The organism is Rhizobium sp. KDH_Rht_773_N (assembly GCF_052946295.1).
This window is the reverse complement of record NZ_CM129525.1, coordinates 3731559-3747166: the sequence shown is the minus strand read 5'-3', so window position 1 is coordinate 3747166 and position 15608 is coordinate 3731559. Positions and strand designations below refer to the sequence as shown.

The window sequence follows — 15608 nt, the reverse complement described above, 5'->3', positions numbered from 1 at the left end:
TTATAAAACAACTCTTGCGCACCTACCCCTGTCTCTCGGCCGAACGGGAGACAGACATGGATAACATGCAACCTTACGACGACCTGAAACGACGGCAGCAGGCCGCTGCTGCCGCCAGCTATATTCAATCCTCGGATGAAAATCCAGACGAGGTTGCGGATAACCTTAATTTCGCGCGCGAGTATGCGCAAAGAACAGGAAATCCTCTCCCGACCCTGCAGATGGTGAAGGAGTATCGCCCGATGTTTCAACGTCTTATGGACGAGACGCGTGACAAGGTGCTGCTCTCCACCGCAAGGAAAACGGCGACCTGGTACGGCGAAAACCCCATGGCCATCCTTCTGGCGAAGGATGATGTCTACAACCTGTGTTCCTTCGAAGAGATGGTACAGCGGTTCGGTCAGGTGCCCCAAGCTTTCGGGGATGTAAAGCTGCCAGAACGGACGCAGGCCAGCCCACCTGCAAATCCTGAAACTCCCCTGTCTGAGAGCCCCGCAGGCCGAGCCGTGCCGCAGCAGGCGCCGGCCCCAAATCCCGTTGCACCAGGCACTCAGCCTCCCGGTCCGGCAGGTGAGGATGCCGGCTCGCTCCCACAACCCGCAACTCCGCCCGCCGACCCGGCCGGTTCGAACGGCTCCCTTTCCGATCCGCTCGCAGCGCAGCCTGGCGTTCCGCCAGCGAGCCCCGCCGCACCAGCCACAGGTGAGGCTCCCGCAGTCGTTCAAGACACTCGCAGCGATGAAACCAAGGCAAGAGATGCCCTCATCGAAGAAATCGCCGATGCGGCAAAATTGACCGATGAGCAGGCCTACGCTCTCTTGCAGAAAATCCTCTCCCAGGATGCGCTCGATTCTTTTAACGCGAAATTCTATCTGGATGCCGTGCGGACAAATGCGGCTACCCGGGAGGATGTCTTCAAGTACCTGGCGCATTCGTCCAGCCCGGCCGTCAAAAGGACCGAAGAATTCGGACAGAACCTCGTGGAGGTTCCCAAAGGCGTCGCCAGCGCCGCCGTTACCGGAACGGGCCGGATCATCGAGGGGGCAGGCCAGCTTATGGCAATACCCAAATCGGAACAGGAACTGGCCCGCATTGAAAATATTTCCAAGGCTGCGGGCCTGTCTGACAGGGACTATGCGCTGCTGGACACGGAACTTGGCAAATTGCCGGAAAGCGAAGCGGCATTTTCGAGACGAGTCTTGCGGCAAGTTCGAGCGGGGGCACTGACGCCTGAGCAGGCGAAGGCGGAGTTCTATTCCACATTCCAAAATTTCTCCCGCTTCCTCCAGAGCTCGGGTGCAAGCGTGGGAGACTACGGCGAAAATCTTTTCCCCGCCGCACCCGGCTATGAGAATAGCTTGGGTCGTCTGACGGGTGAAATGGTCGGCGCCGCTCTTCCCGGCGTCCTGGCGACCGTAGCGGTTGGAGGTTGGGCTGGCACCGGAGTGGAATTCTTGCGCGCTGCTGGAGATGGCGCCGCTGCAGCGAGAAAAGCCAATCGCAGCGAATCTGATCAAAGCTTGGCGGCATGGACCTATGCCCCGACCGCATTCATCGACAAATTCCCCTTTGACCGGCTGTCATCGCCGGTGCTGACGCGCCTTCACCTGAATTCATCTCTCGAAAAATGGGCAGGCATAGGCTTCAAGGAAAGTTCGGCACAGGCGACGCAGCTCTTCGCGCAGAATTTGATCGAGCATCATCTTATCGACCCCAAGCAGGAGGCGTTCGATAAAGTTGCAGACACCTTTGTGACGGGCGGCATTGCCGGCATCGGTAAGGAAATCATCCAGGATGCCGCCACTGTATCTTTGCGGATGCTCACGCGTGGCCGCGGTTCCCTGCGCTTGTCCATGTCCCGGCCTGAAGCGGCCATCAAGGCCCGCCAGGACCTCGACGACATCGCAGCGACGGTGGAGGCGTCGAAATATCGCGCACGTGACCCGGAAGGCCATCGAGATTTCACCGCAAACGTGCTGAAGGACACTCCCGCCGAACATGCCTACGCGTCGCACGAAGCCGTCGAGAAATATAGCAACGCGACAGGCAGGGATCCGTCCGGAAAAATCGGCACGCACGACGCGCAGGTGGCGAAAGATACCGGCAGCGACCTGAAAATCCCAATGGCCGCCTACCTGCCTCATTCCACAGGCTCCAAGGCGGATGTGGACTTCAGGGACAGTATGCGCTTTGGCGCCGACGCCTTGAACAGTTCCGAAGCCCTTGCCTCGCACGTGGCTGCGCCGGCGCGCCCTCCCGCCCCGATGGGAAAACATAGCAACGCGACAGGCAAGGATCCGTCCGGAAAAATCGGCACGCACGACGCGCCGGTGGCGAAAGATACCGGCAGCGACCTGAAAATCCCAATGGCCGACGACCGTCCTCCTTCCACCGGCTCCAAGGCGAATGTGGACTTCAAAGACACTATGCGCCTTGACGCCGACGCCTTGAACAGTTCGACAGCCCTTGCCTCGCTCATGGCTGCGCCGGTGCGCCCTCCCGCCCCGACGGGAAAACGCAGCGATTCCAACTTCAAACCGATATTCCCTGGCGACCGAAGGCTCGGCGAGGGGGCGCCGGGCTCTTATCTCGAGAAGACGATGGCACGCCCTGCAAACTCCGGAAACACGCACCGTGACCCCAGCGGGCTGAGCATCAAAAGCCTCCGCCAAACCCTTAACCGCTAGTCGATCTGCCGAGAGGTTTCCCGTTGAACTATCTGACCAACGTTTCATCCCCAAGCGAAGTTCTGTCCGCTCAGCCTTTACCCGATGGCGAAGCAGCGCAAGCATATATTCCCACCGCAACCGGCGCTCTCTTTACCCATTCGGATCGCAATCCGCATTCCGCACCCCGCATTCCGAACGGCGCCGACGGCGTGGCGATCCTCGACATTTTCCGCAAGCCCGATTTCTCCGCCGTGCTGCGTGGAGCAAGCCGCTATTTCCTTCAAACCATGCAGGATATGGCGGCACACGACATCCCCATCGTGACCGAAGATTTCACCCATCTTCAAAACTGGTGGCGCGAAAACGCCCGTGCCATCGCCGCCGATGCCACCCGTACCGCATCCGACATCAAGATCACCGCAAAGGACGTGCTCGCCGTCCTCGACCACGGTTCCACCGGCAATCCCCTCAAAGACGCGGCCATCGACGCCGCCATGCAATCCCTCTTTGCAAGCACCGCCGAAACCTACCTCATCGAAGCCACGGCGCCCTCGCCGCAGATGCGTGGCGTCTTCGAGCAGTTCCGCGACTGGCTGACCTCGATCTACCGCCGCCTCGTCGCCCTCGATATCCCCCTCGCCCCCGACGTCGGCGCCATCTTCTTCCGCCTGCTGGCCTGCGACACCGCGATCGACATGGCGCAGGCCGATCTCGGCGGCGAAGAGCCCGTCTTTGCCAGCGCCGAGGCCGCCGGTCTCGCCCAGCCGCGCTACGACCGCCTGCTGAAACTGCGCGCACTGGCCGCTCAAGAAGCCAAATCCCGCCTGCTGCGGCAGATGATGGAGCCGGTGCGGCGCGAGGAACAGGAGGACTACAAGGCGGAAAAGGCGGCCGTGCGGCGCGAGGTCGAAAAGCAAATCGACGCCACCGGCCTCTACCGCGCCATCGAATGGATGGCGAACGGGCGCTGGCTGGATGCGCAAACACCCGCCCCGTCCGGCGACATCCGCTTCGACAGGGCAGCCCTGGAGACGCGCTACGGCGCCGGCATTCTCGATGCCCTGCCCCGCGGCAGGCAGCCGCTCCATGCCGATCGCGGCGGGCTGGACCCCGATATCGTCGCCGATCTCTTCGGCCTCGGCTCCGGCGACGAGCTGGTGGCGGCCATGACGCTGGCGCCCGCCCGCGCCGATGCGATCGCCTTCGAAGTCGAGCGCGTGATGCTGGAGCGCCACGGCGACATGCTGATCGACGGCTCGGCCGAAGAGCGGGCGATTGCCGCCCTGCATAACGACCGGCGGGCCGAATGGCTGGCGGCCGAACTGCAGGCGATCGCAGACGTCGCCGGCAGCGGCGAAATCATGACGCTGGCCGAAGCCAGGGCCTATGCGCGCTCGGCCACCGCCGGCATGGAAGTGGCCGACGCCATGGACGGCGCGCGTTTCCTCGCCGCCGGCCGGCGCACCGGCGTGGAGGCCGTGCGGCTTGGCGAGGAACTGGCCGAGGATGCGGCGTGGCGCGAAAGGGCAAGCCGCAAGCCCGGCACCGGCGATGGAAAGACTTCCCCGCGGGCCGGGGAAGACGAGCGCATCGGCAAGCTGATCACCGCCAGGCGCCGGCAGCTTCTCAACCACGCGATCTATGCCGAAAGCCTCGAAATCGCCGGCGAGGTGGAAAAGATCGAGGCCGAGGCGGCAAGCCTCGCAGGCGGCCCCGCCCGCGAAAGGCTCGCGCAGGCCGTCCTTCGCGACGGCGGCCGCATCGATTATGCCGGCGCCGTCGATGCCCTGCTCGACCGCTACGGCTTCGCCGGCGAGCGGAAAGACGCGGCGCGAGGCCGGGGCGATCCGCGCGTCGCGCTCAGAGACTATATGCAGGCCATGAAGGACGAGGGCCGGGAAAACGAGCTCGCCATTCCCGACAGCGTGCTGATCGGCTCCGGCCGCCAGTCCTACAAGGAGATCACGCTCGAACGCCTGCGCGCCGTCGCCGCCGCCCTTGGCAATATCCAGCATGCCGCCCGGCGCGCCGGAAAACTCGTCGATGCCGATCGCAAGGCCGAACTCGCTGAGACCGTTTCCAGCCTGGTGCGCGGCCTGAAAAGCCGCAAACCGGCAACCGACGAGCCGCTGCGCCCCTTCCACCGCGCCCGCGCGGCCGATGCCGCCCTCACGGATATGGACGCCGGCATCGCCTGGCAGGCGTTCAAGGCGCCGTTTGCGGCCGCCGCGGAAAGGCTGGCGCAGCGCAGGCAGAAGGCCGGCGCCGATCTGCAGGCGCTCTACGATGTCTATTCGCCGCAGGAGCGCCGCCAGATGGGCGAGCCCCGCTACCTGCCGGCCCTCGGCCAGTCCCTGTCGAAATGGGAAGCCATCGCCGTTGCGCTCAATACCGGCAACGAGGTGAACCGCCGCCGCCTGACGGATGCCCGCATCGAAGGCGCATTCGACGAGGCCGGGCTCGATGCCGTGCTTGGCCTCCTCGATGCGCGCGACGCCGCCTTCGCGCAATCCGTCTGGGATTATCTGGCAAGCTTCGAGCCCGATATCGCCGCCCGCGAAAAGCGCCTCACCGGTATAACGCCGCAATGGGTGGCGCCGACCCCCGTCACCATCGCCGGCAAGGCGCTGAAGGGCGGCTTTTATCCGCTGGCCTATGACGGCGCCGAGACGGCGGAGGAGCTTTCGCAGGCGCTGCTCCGCGGCCGCTGCGTCAAATCCGCGACGGCAGCCGGCCACGGCCGCTCCCGCGCCGGCCGCCCGCTTGCGGCGGACATTGCCGTGCTGCACCGCCACGTCAACCATCTCATCCATGACCTGGAACTCTGCGAGCCGCTGGCCAATGCGCGGCGCCTGCTGGAGCACGAGGAGCTGAAGGACGCCATGGCGCGCGCCGGTCGCCTCTTCGAAGGCTCCATCCTGAACGGCTGGATGAACGATATCGGCGCCGGTGCGCTCACGGCTGCCGGCCTCGTCGGCCGCTCGGCCCGGCTGGCGAAAGACAACGCCGTCGCGGCAGGCCTGGCGCAGGAACTCGCCGCAACGCTCTGCAGCCGCTATCCGCTCGCCGACATGATCGCCGCCGCCGGCCGGGCCGATTTCCTGGCCGGGCTGCGCAACGGCTTCGATCCCGAGCTTCCGGGAAGGCTCGCCGGCCGCTCGCCCGAAATCGGCCGGCGCAGCGTTCCCGGCGATCGCGGCACGGCATGGGAGACGACGGCGCTCTGGCTTGGCGAAACGCTGCAATTCCTTCTCGTCGAAATGCCCCTGTGGCTCGCCTGTTATGACAAGGCCGAGCGCCAGCCCGGCGCCGACCAGGCGCGCGCCATTGCCGATGCCGATGCCGGCATCCGGCAGGCGACATCGGGCCTGCGCCCGCGAGGGGCCGAAAGAAGCGAAATCCTGCGGCTCTTCAAGGCGCTCACCGCCCACCTTGCCGGCAAATTCGAGGCCGCAGCCGCTGACGGCAATGCGGATGCGGCGCGCGCCGCGCGGCAGGGCGCTTCGCTCGCCATGGATCTGACGGCGCTCGCCATGGTGGACGCGGTGTTTGCCGCCGCAATCGGCACCGGCACCGGCGATGGCGATGGCGACGCCGCGCGGCTGGCGCGGCAGACCGCCTATTCCGTCATGGCCTGCCTGCCCGCGATCCGCGACGCGAAAACCCCGCCCGCCGGCGGCGGGCCGGCCGCGCTGGCAAAGGCCGTCCGCCCGCCGCGCGGCGATCTCGGCATCGGCGAGGAGCATATTGACGCCATCCTCGCCGCCAGCGGCCTCACGGCGCAATCCCCCGCAGGCGAGATCCCGCGCAAGGTGGCCGCCGGCCTTGCGCAGATCGCAGGAGCGTGATTTTCGCCCTCAACCATCCCCGCCTTATCCATGATGCCGAAAAGGATCGGCATCATGGATGAAACCACCCGCAACGAACTCGACAAACTCCACGGCAGGATCAGCGACTTGAAGGAACGCGTCGTTTCGCTGGAAGCCCAGCAGCCGCATATCAACGCCGCCCTGGTGCGCATCGAAGGCAGCGTCGAAAAACTCGCAAACCGCATCGGCAAGGCCCTCTGGGCCGTCATCGCCATCGTGCTGACGCCGCTGGCCGGCCTGCTGATCAAGGCGATCGCCTCCGGCGCGCTGGCGCGGTTTCTTTGAGCGGCACCCGCAATCGAAAGGCGCGCGCGAGCGCGAAGGCAACGGCCTCAAGCGCCGCCCCGCAAAGCCAATCGCCATTCCGCCTGCGCAACTGTCCGCAATGAGGTAGCAAGTGCCACCAGATCTCCCGCAGCCGAAAAAGCAGGAAGAGATCGGTCTTCGGCAACATAGCTTCAATCGGTACGCGGTTATTGCGCCTTGCGTGACGCCAGCATCTGATTAGTGCGTTGCGAATGCAGCAAATTAGTGCGATATAGATACACCTAATTAGTGTTGAAGCAAGGCACTGGATTAGTGCCGTCGTCGCATCTGCAGGATTTATTAAATGTCAGGACGCCCGCCAAACGAGCGACTTGCCTCATCGCTTCGGGAGCTTCGAGGGGCAACCGAACAAGGGACTCGATCGGCTCTGAAGAGCGACCGATTGAGCAGGGTTCATCGCGAGCGTCTCGCCAATGCGGGATTTGTGGAAGAGATAATGCGCGGCTGGCTCGCAGTTAATTCCCGACCTTCCGACAGGCGCCGGATCGACTCCGAGTGGAGCACTGTCTACTGGGAATTCGTACGGTGCTATCTGGACGATCGCTTTGGAAGCGACTGGTGCTTCTCGCCGGAAACCTCGGTGACTTTGTGGGCCGAAAACTGGTCCGTTGTGCCTCAGATTGTCGTTCGCAGTCCCGCAGCCAACAATCAGGTTCTTCCAATGCCGGGCGGCACGTCCCTTTTCTTGTTGCGGGTTCCGCAAGTCGATCAATCCGTCGTTCACAATGGCGTCCGAGTGCTCGCCAAGGAAGAGGCAATCATCAACAGCGCAAAGAATAGCTGGACCACAAGACCGACCGACATGATCGCCGTCATTGGTTCCATTCGCGGTTCCGCATCGCTGCTTCGCGTTCTCCTTTCCGGCGCAAGAAGCACCATGGCCGGAAGGATAGCCGGTGCCCTGCGCCATCTTGGAAGGAGCCGCGATGCCGATAACATCCTGTCGACGATGAGCGCGGCCGGATATCTCGTACGTGAAGACGACCCGTTCGATGACAGTGGCCACGCTCTGCTCGATGAACGAAGAGCAGCGACACCTGCGGCCACCCGCATCAAGAACCTGTGGGCGAAAATGAGTCGGGATGCTCTGGATAGCATCGATATGGAAGGCACGCGTTTCAACGATATCGACGCCTACATGGAGGAGATCGAAGAGCGATATGTCGCGGATGCTCTAAACTCGCTTTCGATCGAAGGCTATCAGGTGTCGGAGGAACTGATTGAGAGGGTTCAGTCGGGTGCCTGGAATCCCGAGGAACATGCGGGAGATGCCGATGCCCGGAACGCCTTGGCTGCCAAGGGCTACCGCCTCGCGTTCGAAGAGGTGGGAAAGGATATCCGGTCGATCCTTGAGGGAGAAACATCGGGGCCTCTTCTGTCTCGTCGTCATCAGGACTGGTTCAGAGCGATGTTCCAACCATCGGTGCAGGCTGGCATCACAGAGGCCCACAAGCTCGCGGGGTACAGGAGTCACAACGTGTATCTGCGAGGTTCTTCCCATGTGCCCCTGCCACCACATGCGATAGCGGATGCAATGGACGCCCTGTTCGAATGCATTGAGGATGAACCCGACCCACGGGCCAAGGCTATCGTCGCCCCTTTTCTCTTCACCTACATTCATCCCTTTCCGGACGGAAACGGACGCTCCGGTCGCTTTCTCATGAATGCGCTGCTGGCTGAAGCCGGACTGCCGTGGACGGTCGTGCCTGTCGATCGACGCGAAAGGTACATGTCATGTCTTGAGGAGGCCAGCCAGAACGAGAATATCCGGCCGCTTGCGCTCTTTGTCGAGGAACTGGCCAAGGCACCACCGCCGCCACGACCCCAAACGACAGCATGGGCGAGGAAGAAATAGGCGGTCAGGACTCAGGGCACTCATATCTCCTTCGCGCGCGGCACCAGGCGGCACCAACGGCGACACGCTTCCCAAGCCCGAACCGTCGATGAGCTTGCGCGATGGCGCACTTGCGCCGAAACGGAGACTGGTGGCATGTGCCGGCCAGTTCCGCACTTGTCCCGACTACACCCCGCCAACCATCCAGAGGCCATCCTGCCGCCCTCCATCACCATCACGGGCAGCAGACATGACCCTCGTCTTCATCCGCATTCTCCTGCGTTACCTCGCCGCCATCCTCGTCACCCGCGGGCTGATCGCGCCCGATCTCGGCGAGATGATCGCGCGCGATCCCGATGTCGCCATGGCGCTTCAGGTCGCCGCGGGCGCCCTCCTCGCCGCCATCGCCGAAGGCTGGTACTATCTCGCCCACCGCTGCGGATGGGCGAAATGAAGTGGCTGGCCGACCTTCTTCTCGGCGGCATCGTCGAGAAATTCACCGCCCCGCTGCTCTCGGCCTATCAGGCGAAACTGGCCGCCGAGACCGACAGCGAGAGGCTCGCCGCCGACGAGGCCATCAAGGGCATCGAGGCCGCCCGCGATATCGCTGTTGCCGAAGCCGCCGACCGCTGGAGCGCCACCCGCCTCGGCCGCCTTCTCATCGTCATCCCCTTCGGCCTCTGGTGGGCGGCGATCTACATGGTGCAGATCCTCAATCCCTGGTTCGGCCTTTCCCTCGTCGTCATCGACGTGCCGCCGCGCATCAACGACATGGCGCTGGTCCTGATCCCCGCCATCGTCATCGGCGATGCCGGCGCGCTGCTGGCGCGGCGGCTGAAAAGATAGGCAATTCCAGCAAAAGTGTGCAGCGGTCTTGCGTCCGGAATTGCGTTGCGAATAGCAGGACACCGCCTCAACCATTGCCTGCCATCATCCTCCCGTCAGGAGAGCGCTGGGTTGGGGGCCGAATTCCTCCGGTGACCTTGCGAAACGCCTTCGGCCGGAGCCAGGCGCTCTCCTGACACCTCTTGCGAAAGATGCGAGAACGCCCGCCTTCGGCGCAAGGCAGCCAAGCTGCCGGCCCTGATCGCTCGCCGTGCCGCGCCCCAAGAATACCGGCATTATGGAGCACTTGCCCCAAGCCTTGTTGCGGTTCGATGGCCCCTGCTCCATAAATCCGGCAACCTGGGAACCGTCGTGTGGTCTTCCGCATTGACAATTTACGTAAAATACGTAATTTGCGCTTCAATGAAGGAGATAGGTTATGGGAGTGCTTCGAATCCCCGCATCGGATTTCTCTCGTCACTTTGGACGAATTCGCGAAGCGGTGCATAAGGCCGGAGTGATTGAAGTCACGTCGCATAACCGAGTCGTGGGCGCCTACATCAGCGCAGACGAGCTTGAACATTTTAACCGTCTCAAGCGACGTGAGGTGCAGGTGCTTCATGTAAGCGAGATCGATGACGAGCTACTCGCTGAGATTGAGAACGCGGAATATGGCGTGATCTCCAGGTGAAACTGCCGGACCCTGCTCCGGGTCTGGTGATCCGGTTCGATTACACCTGGCACAACGACCGCTTCAAGAAAGAACGCCCGTGTGCCATCGTCCTGGCCTCAAGTCAGACAGGTATGGTCACGGTTGTTCCGATTACACATTCGTACCCGGATATCGGGGAAGAAGAGCAATCGTTGCAGATACCCGAAGATGTCTGCAAAGCAATGGGTTTGGATGAGGACATCAATTACGTTCGACTGAGCGAGGTCAACCGATTTGAGTGGCCTTCGGACCGTATCAGGCCATTGCCAAACGATCCCTCTCGCTGTGACTACGGAAACGTTCCCAAAGATTTCTTCCTGGAAATGAGAAAGCGCCTGGCAGAGGCCGTGCGAGCAGGCAGGCTCCGCACTTCCAAGGTTTGACCAATCCAAAATCCAATATTGCTCGAAACTGTCGCCGGAACGACCGATTGCATTGGGACAGCGTCGGAGCGCAACACCGATTATACCCGTAATGCCGGAAAATTCCCTTCGCGCCTCGGCAGCCTGCGGGTTCTCGTGGATGCTGCCGTCGAATGGCGGGTAGCCCAGCCTTCGGCCGGCCTTGCCATCGTCACCGCGACGGAGCCAGGCCGGTTCGGAAGCGAAATGCCGGCGCTTACGCCAGACCGGTTCCGTCTGCGGGCGAAATGACGGTCACAGCCCATTTGTCCCGGCCTCCGGGCGGCGTATAAGTCATGGGCGGACCCTGCGTTCGGCAATCGAACAAAAGGTTGCGCACAACACTCTCTTGAGGCCGATTGCGTCTGTTCGCATCGATGGATTCGGGAATATTTGCCCATGACGAAGGAAGCCTTCAACGAGATCGCCCTTGTCTGCGCCGAGGAGCGGCCGGACCTCATCCCCGCTTTCGACGAACTGGGCGCGGCCGTCTGGCCGAAGTTCATCGGCGGCGACGCGGCGATCGCCAGCCACTGGGACAGCCTGTTTTCGGGCGCGCTGCGCCGCCACCAGTTCCTCATCCTCGGCCCGGACGGGCATGGCGCCGAACGCGTCCTTGCCACGTCGAACAGCGTTCCCTTCCACTGGCCCGATATCGATGACGAAACCACCCTGCCCGACGATGGATGGGATGCGGTTCTCGCCCGCGGCGTCGAAGGCGCCGCATCGGGGCAAAGGCCGAATGCCCTCTGCGCGCTCGCCGTCGTCGTAACACCGAAGGTGCGCGGTTCGGATCTCGCCGAGCGCCTGATCGAAAACATGAAGAAGCACGCGCGAGACGCCTGCCTTGATGCCCTCGTCGCCCCCGTGCGCCCCACCAGGAAATCCGCCTATCCGCTGGCATCCTTTGCGGATTATGTCGGCTGGACCACGCCGGACGGCACGCCCTTCGATCCCTGGATGCGCAAACATTGGCAGCTCGGCGCCCGGATCGTGAAGATCGCCCCGCGTTCGATGCGCGTCAGCGCGTCGCTGGAACAATGGACCGTCTGGACCGGCCTGCGCTTTCCCGTCTCCGGCCCGTATCATGTGGAAGGCGGGCTGGCGCCGCTGATGGCGGACCGCGAAGCCGATATCGGGCTGTACGAGGAGCCGAACATCTGGATGCGCCACAGGCTGGAGGGTGCCGGACGGTAATGCTGTCGGCGGGCTGATTGAAAGAGAAGTCTGCGACCGTTTACGAAGAGAACCCTTGTGCCTGTTCCTCATTCTTGAGCCGAGGAGATTCCGACTCCTCTGCATTCGCCCCGCGCCTGCCCCCACCACTCCGCCTCCAGCTCAAAAATCTTCCACAATCATCCCGCCTCGCAGAAACCTATTTCCTCAAAGGCTCTCCGAAGCAAATATCCTCCGGTTTAAACTTCATAAAATTTATAGATTATATAATTTGAAGCCATCAGGAGGTTATGATGCCCAAGACCAGTTCCAATCCCGTCGAGCTCGGCACCCGTGCTGCGGATTTCATTCTGCCGGATGCGAAGGGCGTGCTGCACAAGCTCTCCGATTTCGACGGCACGCCGGCCCTGCTCGTGGCCTTCATTTCCAACCGGTGCCCCTTCGTGCAGTTGATCCGCACCGAACTCGCCGCCTTCGCCCGCGAATATGAATCCAGGGGCCTGCGCGTCATCGCCATCAACAGCAACGATGCCGAGGCGCATCCGGAAGAAAGCCTTGCGGCCGTCGGCCAGGAAGCCGAGGCGATCGGCTACACTTTCCCCTATCTGAAGGACGAGGCGCAGTCCGTCGCAAAGGCCTATGGCGCGGCCTGCACGCCTGACCTTTTCCTCTTCGATGGCGCCCGCAGGCTCGCCTATCACGGCCAGTTCGACGATGCCCGCCCCGGCAACGGCAAGCCTGTCACCGGCAGGGATCTGCGCGCTGCCGCTGACGCCGTGCTTGCCGGCGCGAAACCCGCGCCGGAACAGACCCCGTCGATCGGCTGCAACATCAAGTGGACCGCAGGCAACGAACCCTCCTGGTTCTCAAACGCTGCCTGATGCGGTCGCGCAGCAGCCCTTCGGCTGCCGCGCTATTTCGCATCACTTGGCACGGCAGCCCTCCTGCTGCCGTGCTCTTTTACCATCACCTAGAGATTTTCCGATGTCGCTGAAGCGTAAGGACCTGGCGGGCAGCGGCCCGTTGCATCTGCAGACGGACGTGCTCGTCCTTGGCGGCGGGCCGGCCGGCGCCTGGGCGGCTCTCGCAGCGGCGCAGAACGGCGCCCGCGTCATCCTCGCCGACAAGGGTTATCTCGGCACGAGCGGCGCGACGGCCCCGTCCAACACCGGCACATGGCTGGTGCCGCCGGGCGAAAACCGCGCCCAGATCGTCGAGCGCCGCTGGCAGCGCACTGCCAATCTCGCCGACCAGCGCTGGATGCTGCGCACGGTCGACCAGGCCTATGAGAACCTCGTCAAGCTTGCCGAATGGGGCTACCCCTTCCCCGATGACGAGGATGGCAAGCTCTATATCGCCAACCTGCGCGGCCCCGATTACATGGCCTTCATGCGCCGCCGGGTGCTGAAAGCCGGCGTCACCGTTCTCGATCACCACCCTGCCCTCGAACTTTATTTCGATGGCGAGGCCGTCACCGGTGCTGCCGGCATCGACCGCCAGCGCGAGCGCGACTGGCGCGTGGAGGCCGGCGCCGTGGTGCTGGCAACGGGCGGCTGCGCCTTCCATGAACGCATCCTGGGTGCTGCGGCGCTGACCGGCGACGGCCACCTGATGGCGGCGGAAGCCGGCGCCGGCCTCTCCGGCATGGAATTCACCGGCAAATATACGCTCGCCCCCTACGGCTCCTCGCTCAACAAGGGCCTGCCCTTCCGCTGGGCCTCCTTCTTTCGCGAGGACGGCACGCCGATCCTCGACAGCGACGGCAACCACCTGCGGAACGGCATCGGCGAGCGCGAAAGGGAAATCGCCAGAGCCATGATCGAAGCCCCGGTCTATGCCGTGCTCGATCAGGCCGAGCCCGCCCTGCAGGACTGGCTGCGCCGCGGCCAGCCGAACTGTTTCGTGCCCTATGACCGCACGCCGGTCGATCCTTTCGCCCAAATGTTCCGCGTCACCTTCCGCGCCGAAGGCACGGTGCGCGGCACCGGCGGCATCCGCATCGCCACGTCGGATTGCGGAACCGACGTGCCCGGCCTCTATGTCGCCGGCGATGCCGCAAGCCGCGAGCCGCTCGCGGGCGCCACGTCAGGCGGTGGCGGACCCAATTCCTCCTGGGCCATCGCCAGCGGCTGGTGGTCCGGCCAGGGTGCGGCCGCCCACAGCAAGCGCCGCGGCGACAAGGCCTTCCGCGCCAATTCCAGCCCGCTCGGCCAGGCGGGCCTGCGCCCCGGCGGCACGACGAAATCCTCGCTGACGCCGAAGGACGTCATCGACACCGTGCGCGCCGAAGTCACGCCGCTGGAGAAGAACTATTTTCGCGAGGGCAGCCGCCTGCAGGCAAGCCGGGACAAGCTCGATGCCCTCTGGGCCGATGTCAGAAGCCATCTCTCCGGCACCGGCCTCGACAGGCTGAAGGCGCGCGAGGCGGCCGCCATTGCCGCCCACGGCCGCTGGTCGCTGGCCGCGGCACTCGCCCGCAAGGAAAGCCGCGGCATGCACCGCCGCTCGGATTTCAAGGGCAGCGACCCGGCCTTCGCCCATTCCATCGCCCTGCGCGGCGTCGACGAGATCGTCGTCGAGGCGCAGCCCGAAGCCCGCCGGGAGATCGCATCATGATCGAACTCGTCTCCGAAAGCCGCTGCGTCGAATGCGATATCTGCGTGAAGGTCTGCCCCGCCAATGTCTTCGACGCGACCGACGGCGTGCCGGTCATTGCCCGCCAGGATGACTGCCAGACCTGCTTCCTCTGCGAGATCTACTGTCCGACCGACGCGCTCTATGTCGCCGAGCGCGCCGACGGCCCGCTCGCCATCACCGAAGCGGAAGTGGAAGAGCGCAATCTCTTCGGCAGCTATTCCCGCGCGCTCGGCTGGAAACGCGGCAAGCCCGGCGGATCGCAATTCGATCCGACCCACCGCATCCGCGTCGCGCAAGTCTGAATTGGAGAAGCCCATGGACCGCATCACCGTCACCGATATCAGAAAGACCTTCCAGCTGAAGCCCGGCCAGACGGTTACGATCGACGGGCGCCCCTCAGATCGCGTCACGGTCTTGAACGGCGTCGATCTTTCCATCCGCAAGGGCGAGTTCATCACCCTGGTCGGCCCGAGCGGCAGCGGCAAATCCGTGCTGCTCGACATTATCGGCGGGCTCACCGAAGCCTCCGATGGCGCCGTCAGCATCGACGGCAAGCGCATCGTCAGGCCGGACCCGAAGACCGGCTATGTCTTCCAGCAATATGCGCTGTTTCCCTGGCGCACGGCGCTCGCCAATATCGAATATGCGCTTGAAGTCCACGGCACGCCCAAGCGCGAGCGCACCGAAAAGGCACGCTACTTCCTCTCCCTCTTCGGCCTCTCGGGCTTCGAGGATCGTTTCCCCAACCAGCTCTCCGGCGGCATGCAGCAGCGCGTGGCGATTGCGCGCGCGCTCGCGACCGACCCGGAAGTCCTGCTGATGGACGAGCCCTTCGCAGCGCTCGACGCCCAGACCCGCGAGATCCTGCAGACCGAGCTGCTGCGCATCTGGGAAAAGATCAACACGACCGTCGTCTTCGTCACCCACTCGATCGACGAGGCGATCTACCTCGCCGACCGCATCGTCGTCATGACGGCGCGCCCCGGCACGGTGAAGGAAATCATCGAGATCGACCTGCCGCGCCCGCGCGACGGCGACATCAGAGCCAGCACCGAGTTCAACGCCCATCGCGGCCGCGTCTGGGAGGCGCTGCGCGACGAAGTGAACAAGGCGCAGAAAGACTGGGCGCTCTCGCCCGCCTATGCCCACTGAAGGGAG

13 protein-coding genes are annotated in these 15608 nt (G+C 63.8%); all 13 read left to right on the top strand.

Annotated features, from left to right (window positions below):
* The first annotated feature begins 56 nt into the window (after window positions 1-56).
* The 13 genes from ACU8HS_RS18545 to ACU8HS_RS18485 all read left to right on the top strand — a co-directional run bounded on the left by ACU8HS_RS18545 (window position 57) and on the right by ACU8HS_RS18485 (window position 15602).
* Window positions 57-2687 carry a hypothetical protein gene (locus ACU8HS_RS18545; RefSeq protein WP_447014888.1) on the top strand — a complete coding sequence of 877 codons (2631 nt, stop codon included), beginning with the start codon at window positions 57-59 and terminating at the stop codon, window positions 2685-2687.
* 23 nt (window positions 2688-2710) lie between these two features.
* Entirely contained in the window at window positions 2711-6517 is a 3807-nt protein-coding gene (locus tag ACU8HS_RS18540; RefSeq protein WP_447014887.1) for a hypothetical protein, read from the top strand.
* A 54-nt stretch (window positions 6518-6571) separates the two neighbouring features.
* Window positions 6572-6823, top strand: coding sequence for a hypothetical protein (locus ACU8HS_RS18535; protein ID WP_112566724.1), 252 nt, complete (start codon window positions 6572-6574; stop codon window positions 6821-6823).
* 424 nt (window positions 6824-7247) lie between these two features.
* Window positions 7248-8720, top strand: coding sequence for a Fic family protein (locus tag ACU8HS_RS18530; RefSeq protein ID WP_447014886.1), 1473 nt, complete (start codon window positions 7248-7250; stop codon window positions 8718-8720).
* Window positions 8721-8949: 229 nt separating this feature from the next.
* Window positions 8950-9153: a Pam3-gp28 family putative phage holin gene (locus ACU8HS_RS18525; protein WP_447014885.1), complete on the top strand. Its 204-nt coding sequence runs from the start codon at window positions 8950-8952 to the stop codon at window positions 9151-9153.
* Window positions 9150-9545, top strand: coding sequence for a hypothetical protein (locus ACU8HS_RS18520; RefSeq protein WP_447014884.1), 396 nt, complete (start codon window positions 9150-9152; stop codon window positions 9543-9545). The genes ACU8HS_RS18525 and ACU8HS_RS18520 overlap by 4 nt, the downstream gene beginning before the upstream one ends.
* Window positions 9546-9963: 418 nt before the next feature.
* A complete protein-coding gene (locus ACU8HS_RS18515) occupies window positions 9964-10215 on the top strand; it encodes a type II toxin-antitoxin system prevent-host-death family antitoxin (protein WP_447014883.1) in 252 nt (83 codons plus the stop codon).
* Window positions 10212-10619 carry a hypothetical protein gene (locus ACU8HS_RS18510; RefSeq protein ID WP_447014882.1) on the top strand — a complete coding sequence of 136 codons (408 nt, stop codon included), beginning with the start codon at window positions 10212-10214 and terminating at the stop codon, window positions 10617-10619. Before ACU8HS_RS18515 ends, ACU8HS_RS18510 begins: the two co-directional genes overlap by 4 nt.
* 417 nt (window positions 10620-11036) lie before the next feature.
* Window positions 11037-11834 (top strand): hypothetical protein, encoded by a 798-nt coding sequence (locus tag ACU8HS_RS18505; protein ID WP_447014881.1) that lies wholly within the window; start codon window positions 11037-11039, stop codon window positions 11832-11834.
* A 272-nt stretch (window positions 11835-12106) separates the two neighbouring features.
* Entirely contained in the window at window positions 12107-12694 is a 588-nt protein-coding gene (locus ACU8HS_RS18500; RefSeq protein ID WP_447015923.1) for a thioredoxin family protein, read from the top strand.
* A gap of 103 nt (window positions 12695-12797) precedes the next feature.
* The gene (locus tag ACU8HS_RS18495; RefSeq protein WP_447014880.1) at window positions 12798-14429 is read left to right on the top strand and encodes an FAD-dependent oxidoreductase; all 1632 of its coding nucleotides are present in this window, start codon (window positions 12798-12800) and stop codon (window positions 14427-14429) included.
* A complete protein-coding gene (locus ACU8HS_RS18490; protein WP_377314131.1) occupies window positions 14426-14752 on the top strand; it encodes a 4Fe-4S binding protein in 327 nt (108 codons plus the stop codon). The genes ACU8HS_RS18495 and ACU8HS_RS18490 overlap by 4 nt, the downstream gene beginning before the upstream one ends.
* Window positions 14753-14765: 13 nt before the next feature.
* Window positions 14766-15602 (top strand): ABC transporter ATP-binding protein, encoded by an 837-nt coding sequence (locus tag ACU8HS_RS18485; RefSeq protein WP_447014879.1) that lies wholly within the window; start codon window positions 14766-14768, stop codon window positions 15600-15602.
* The last annotated feature ends 6 nt before the right edge of the window (window positions 15603-15608 follow it).

Coding starts and splice junctions, on each gene's coding strand:
- ACU8HS_RS18490 (WP_377314131.1), top strand. CDS start 14,426: ATGATCGAACTCGTCTCCGAAAGCCGCTGCGTCGAATGCGATATCTGC.
- ACU8HS_RS18485 (WP_447014879.1), top strand. CDS start 14,766: ATGGACCGCATCACCGTCACCGATATCAGAAAGACCTTCCAGCTGAAG.
- ACU8HS_RS18545 (WP_447014888.1), top strand. CDS start 57: ATGGATAACATGCAACCTTACGACGACCTGAAACGACGGCAGCAGGCC.
- ACU8HS_RS18525 (WP_447014885.1), top strand. CDS start 8,950: ATGACCCTCGTCTTCATCCGCATTCTCCTGCGTTACCTCGCCGCCATC.
- ACU8HS_RS18535 (WP_112566724.1), top strand. CDS start 6,572: ATGGATGAAACCACCCGCAACGAACTCGACAAACTCCACGGCAGGATC.
- ACU8HS_RS18495 (WP_447014880.1), top strand. CDS start 12,798: ATGTCGCTGAAGCGTAAGGACCTGGCGGGCAGCGGCCCGTTGCATCTG.
- ACU8HS_RS18505 (WP_447014881.1), top strand. CDS start 11,037: ATGACGAAGGAAGCCTTCAACGAGATCGCCCTTGTCTGCGCCGAGGAG.
- ACU8HS_RS18515 (WP_447014883.1), top strand. CDS start 9,964: ATGGGAGTGCTTCGAATCCCCGCATCGGATTTCTCTCGTCACTTTGGA.
- ACU8HS_RS18520 (WP_447014884.1), top strand. CDS start 9,150: ATGAAGTGGCTGGCCGACCTTCTTCTCGGCGGCATCGTCGAGAAATTC.
- ACU8HS_RS18500 (WP_447015923.1), top strand. CDS start 12,107: ATGCCCAAGACCAGTTCCAATCCCGTCGAGCTCGGCACCCGTGCTGCG.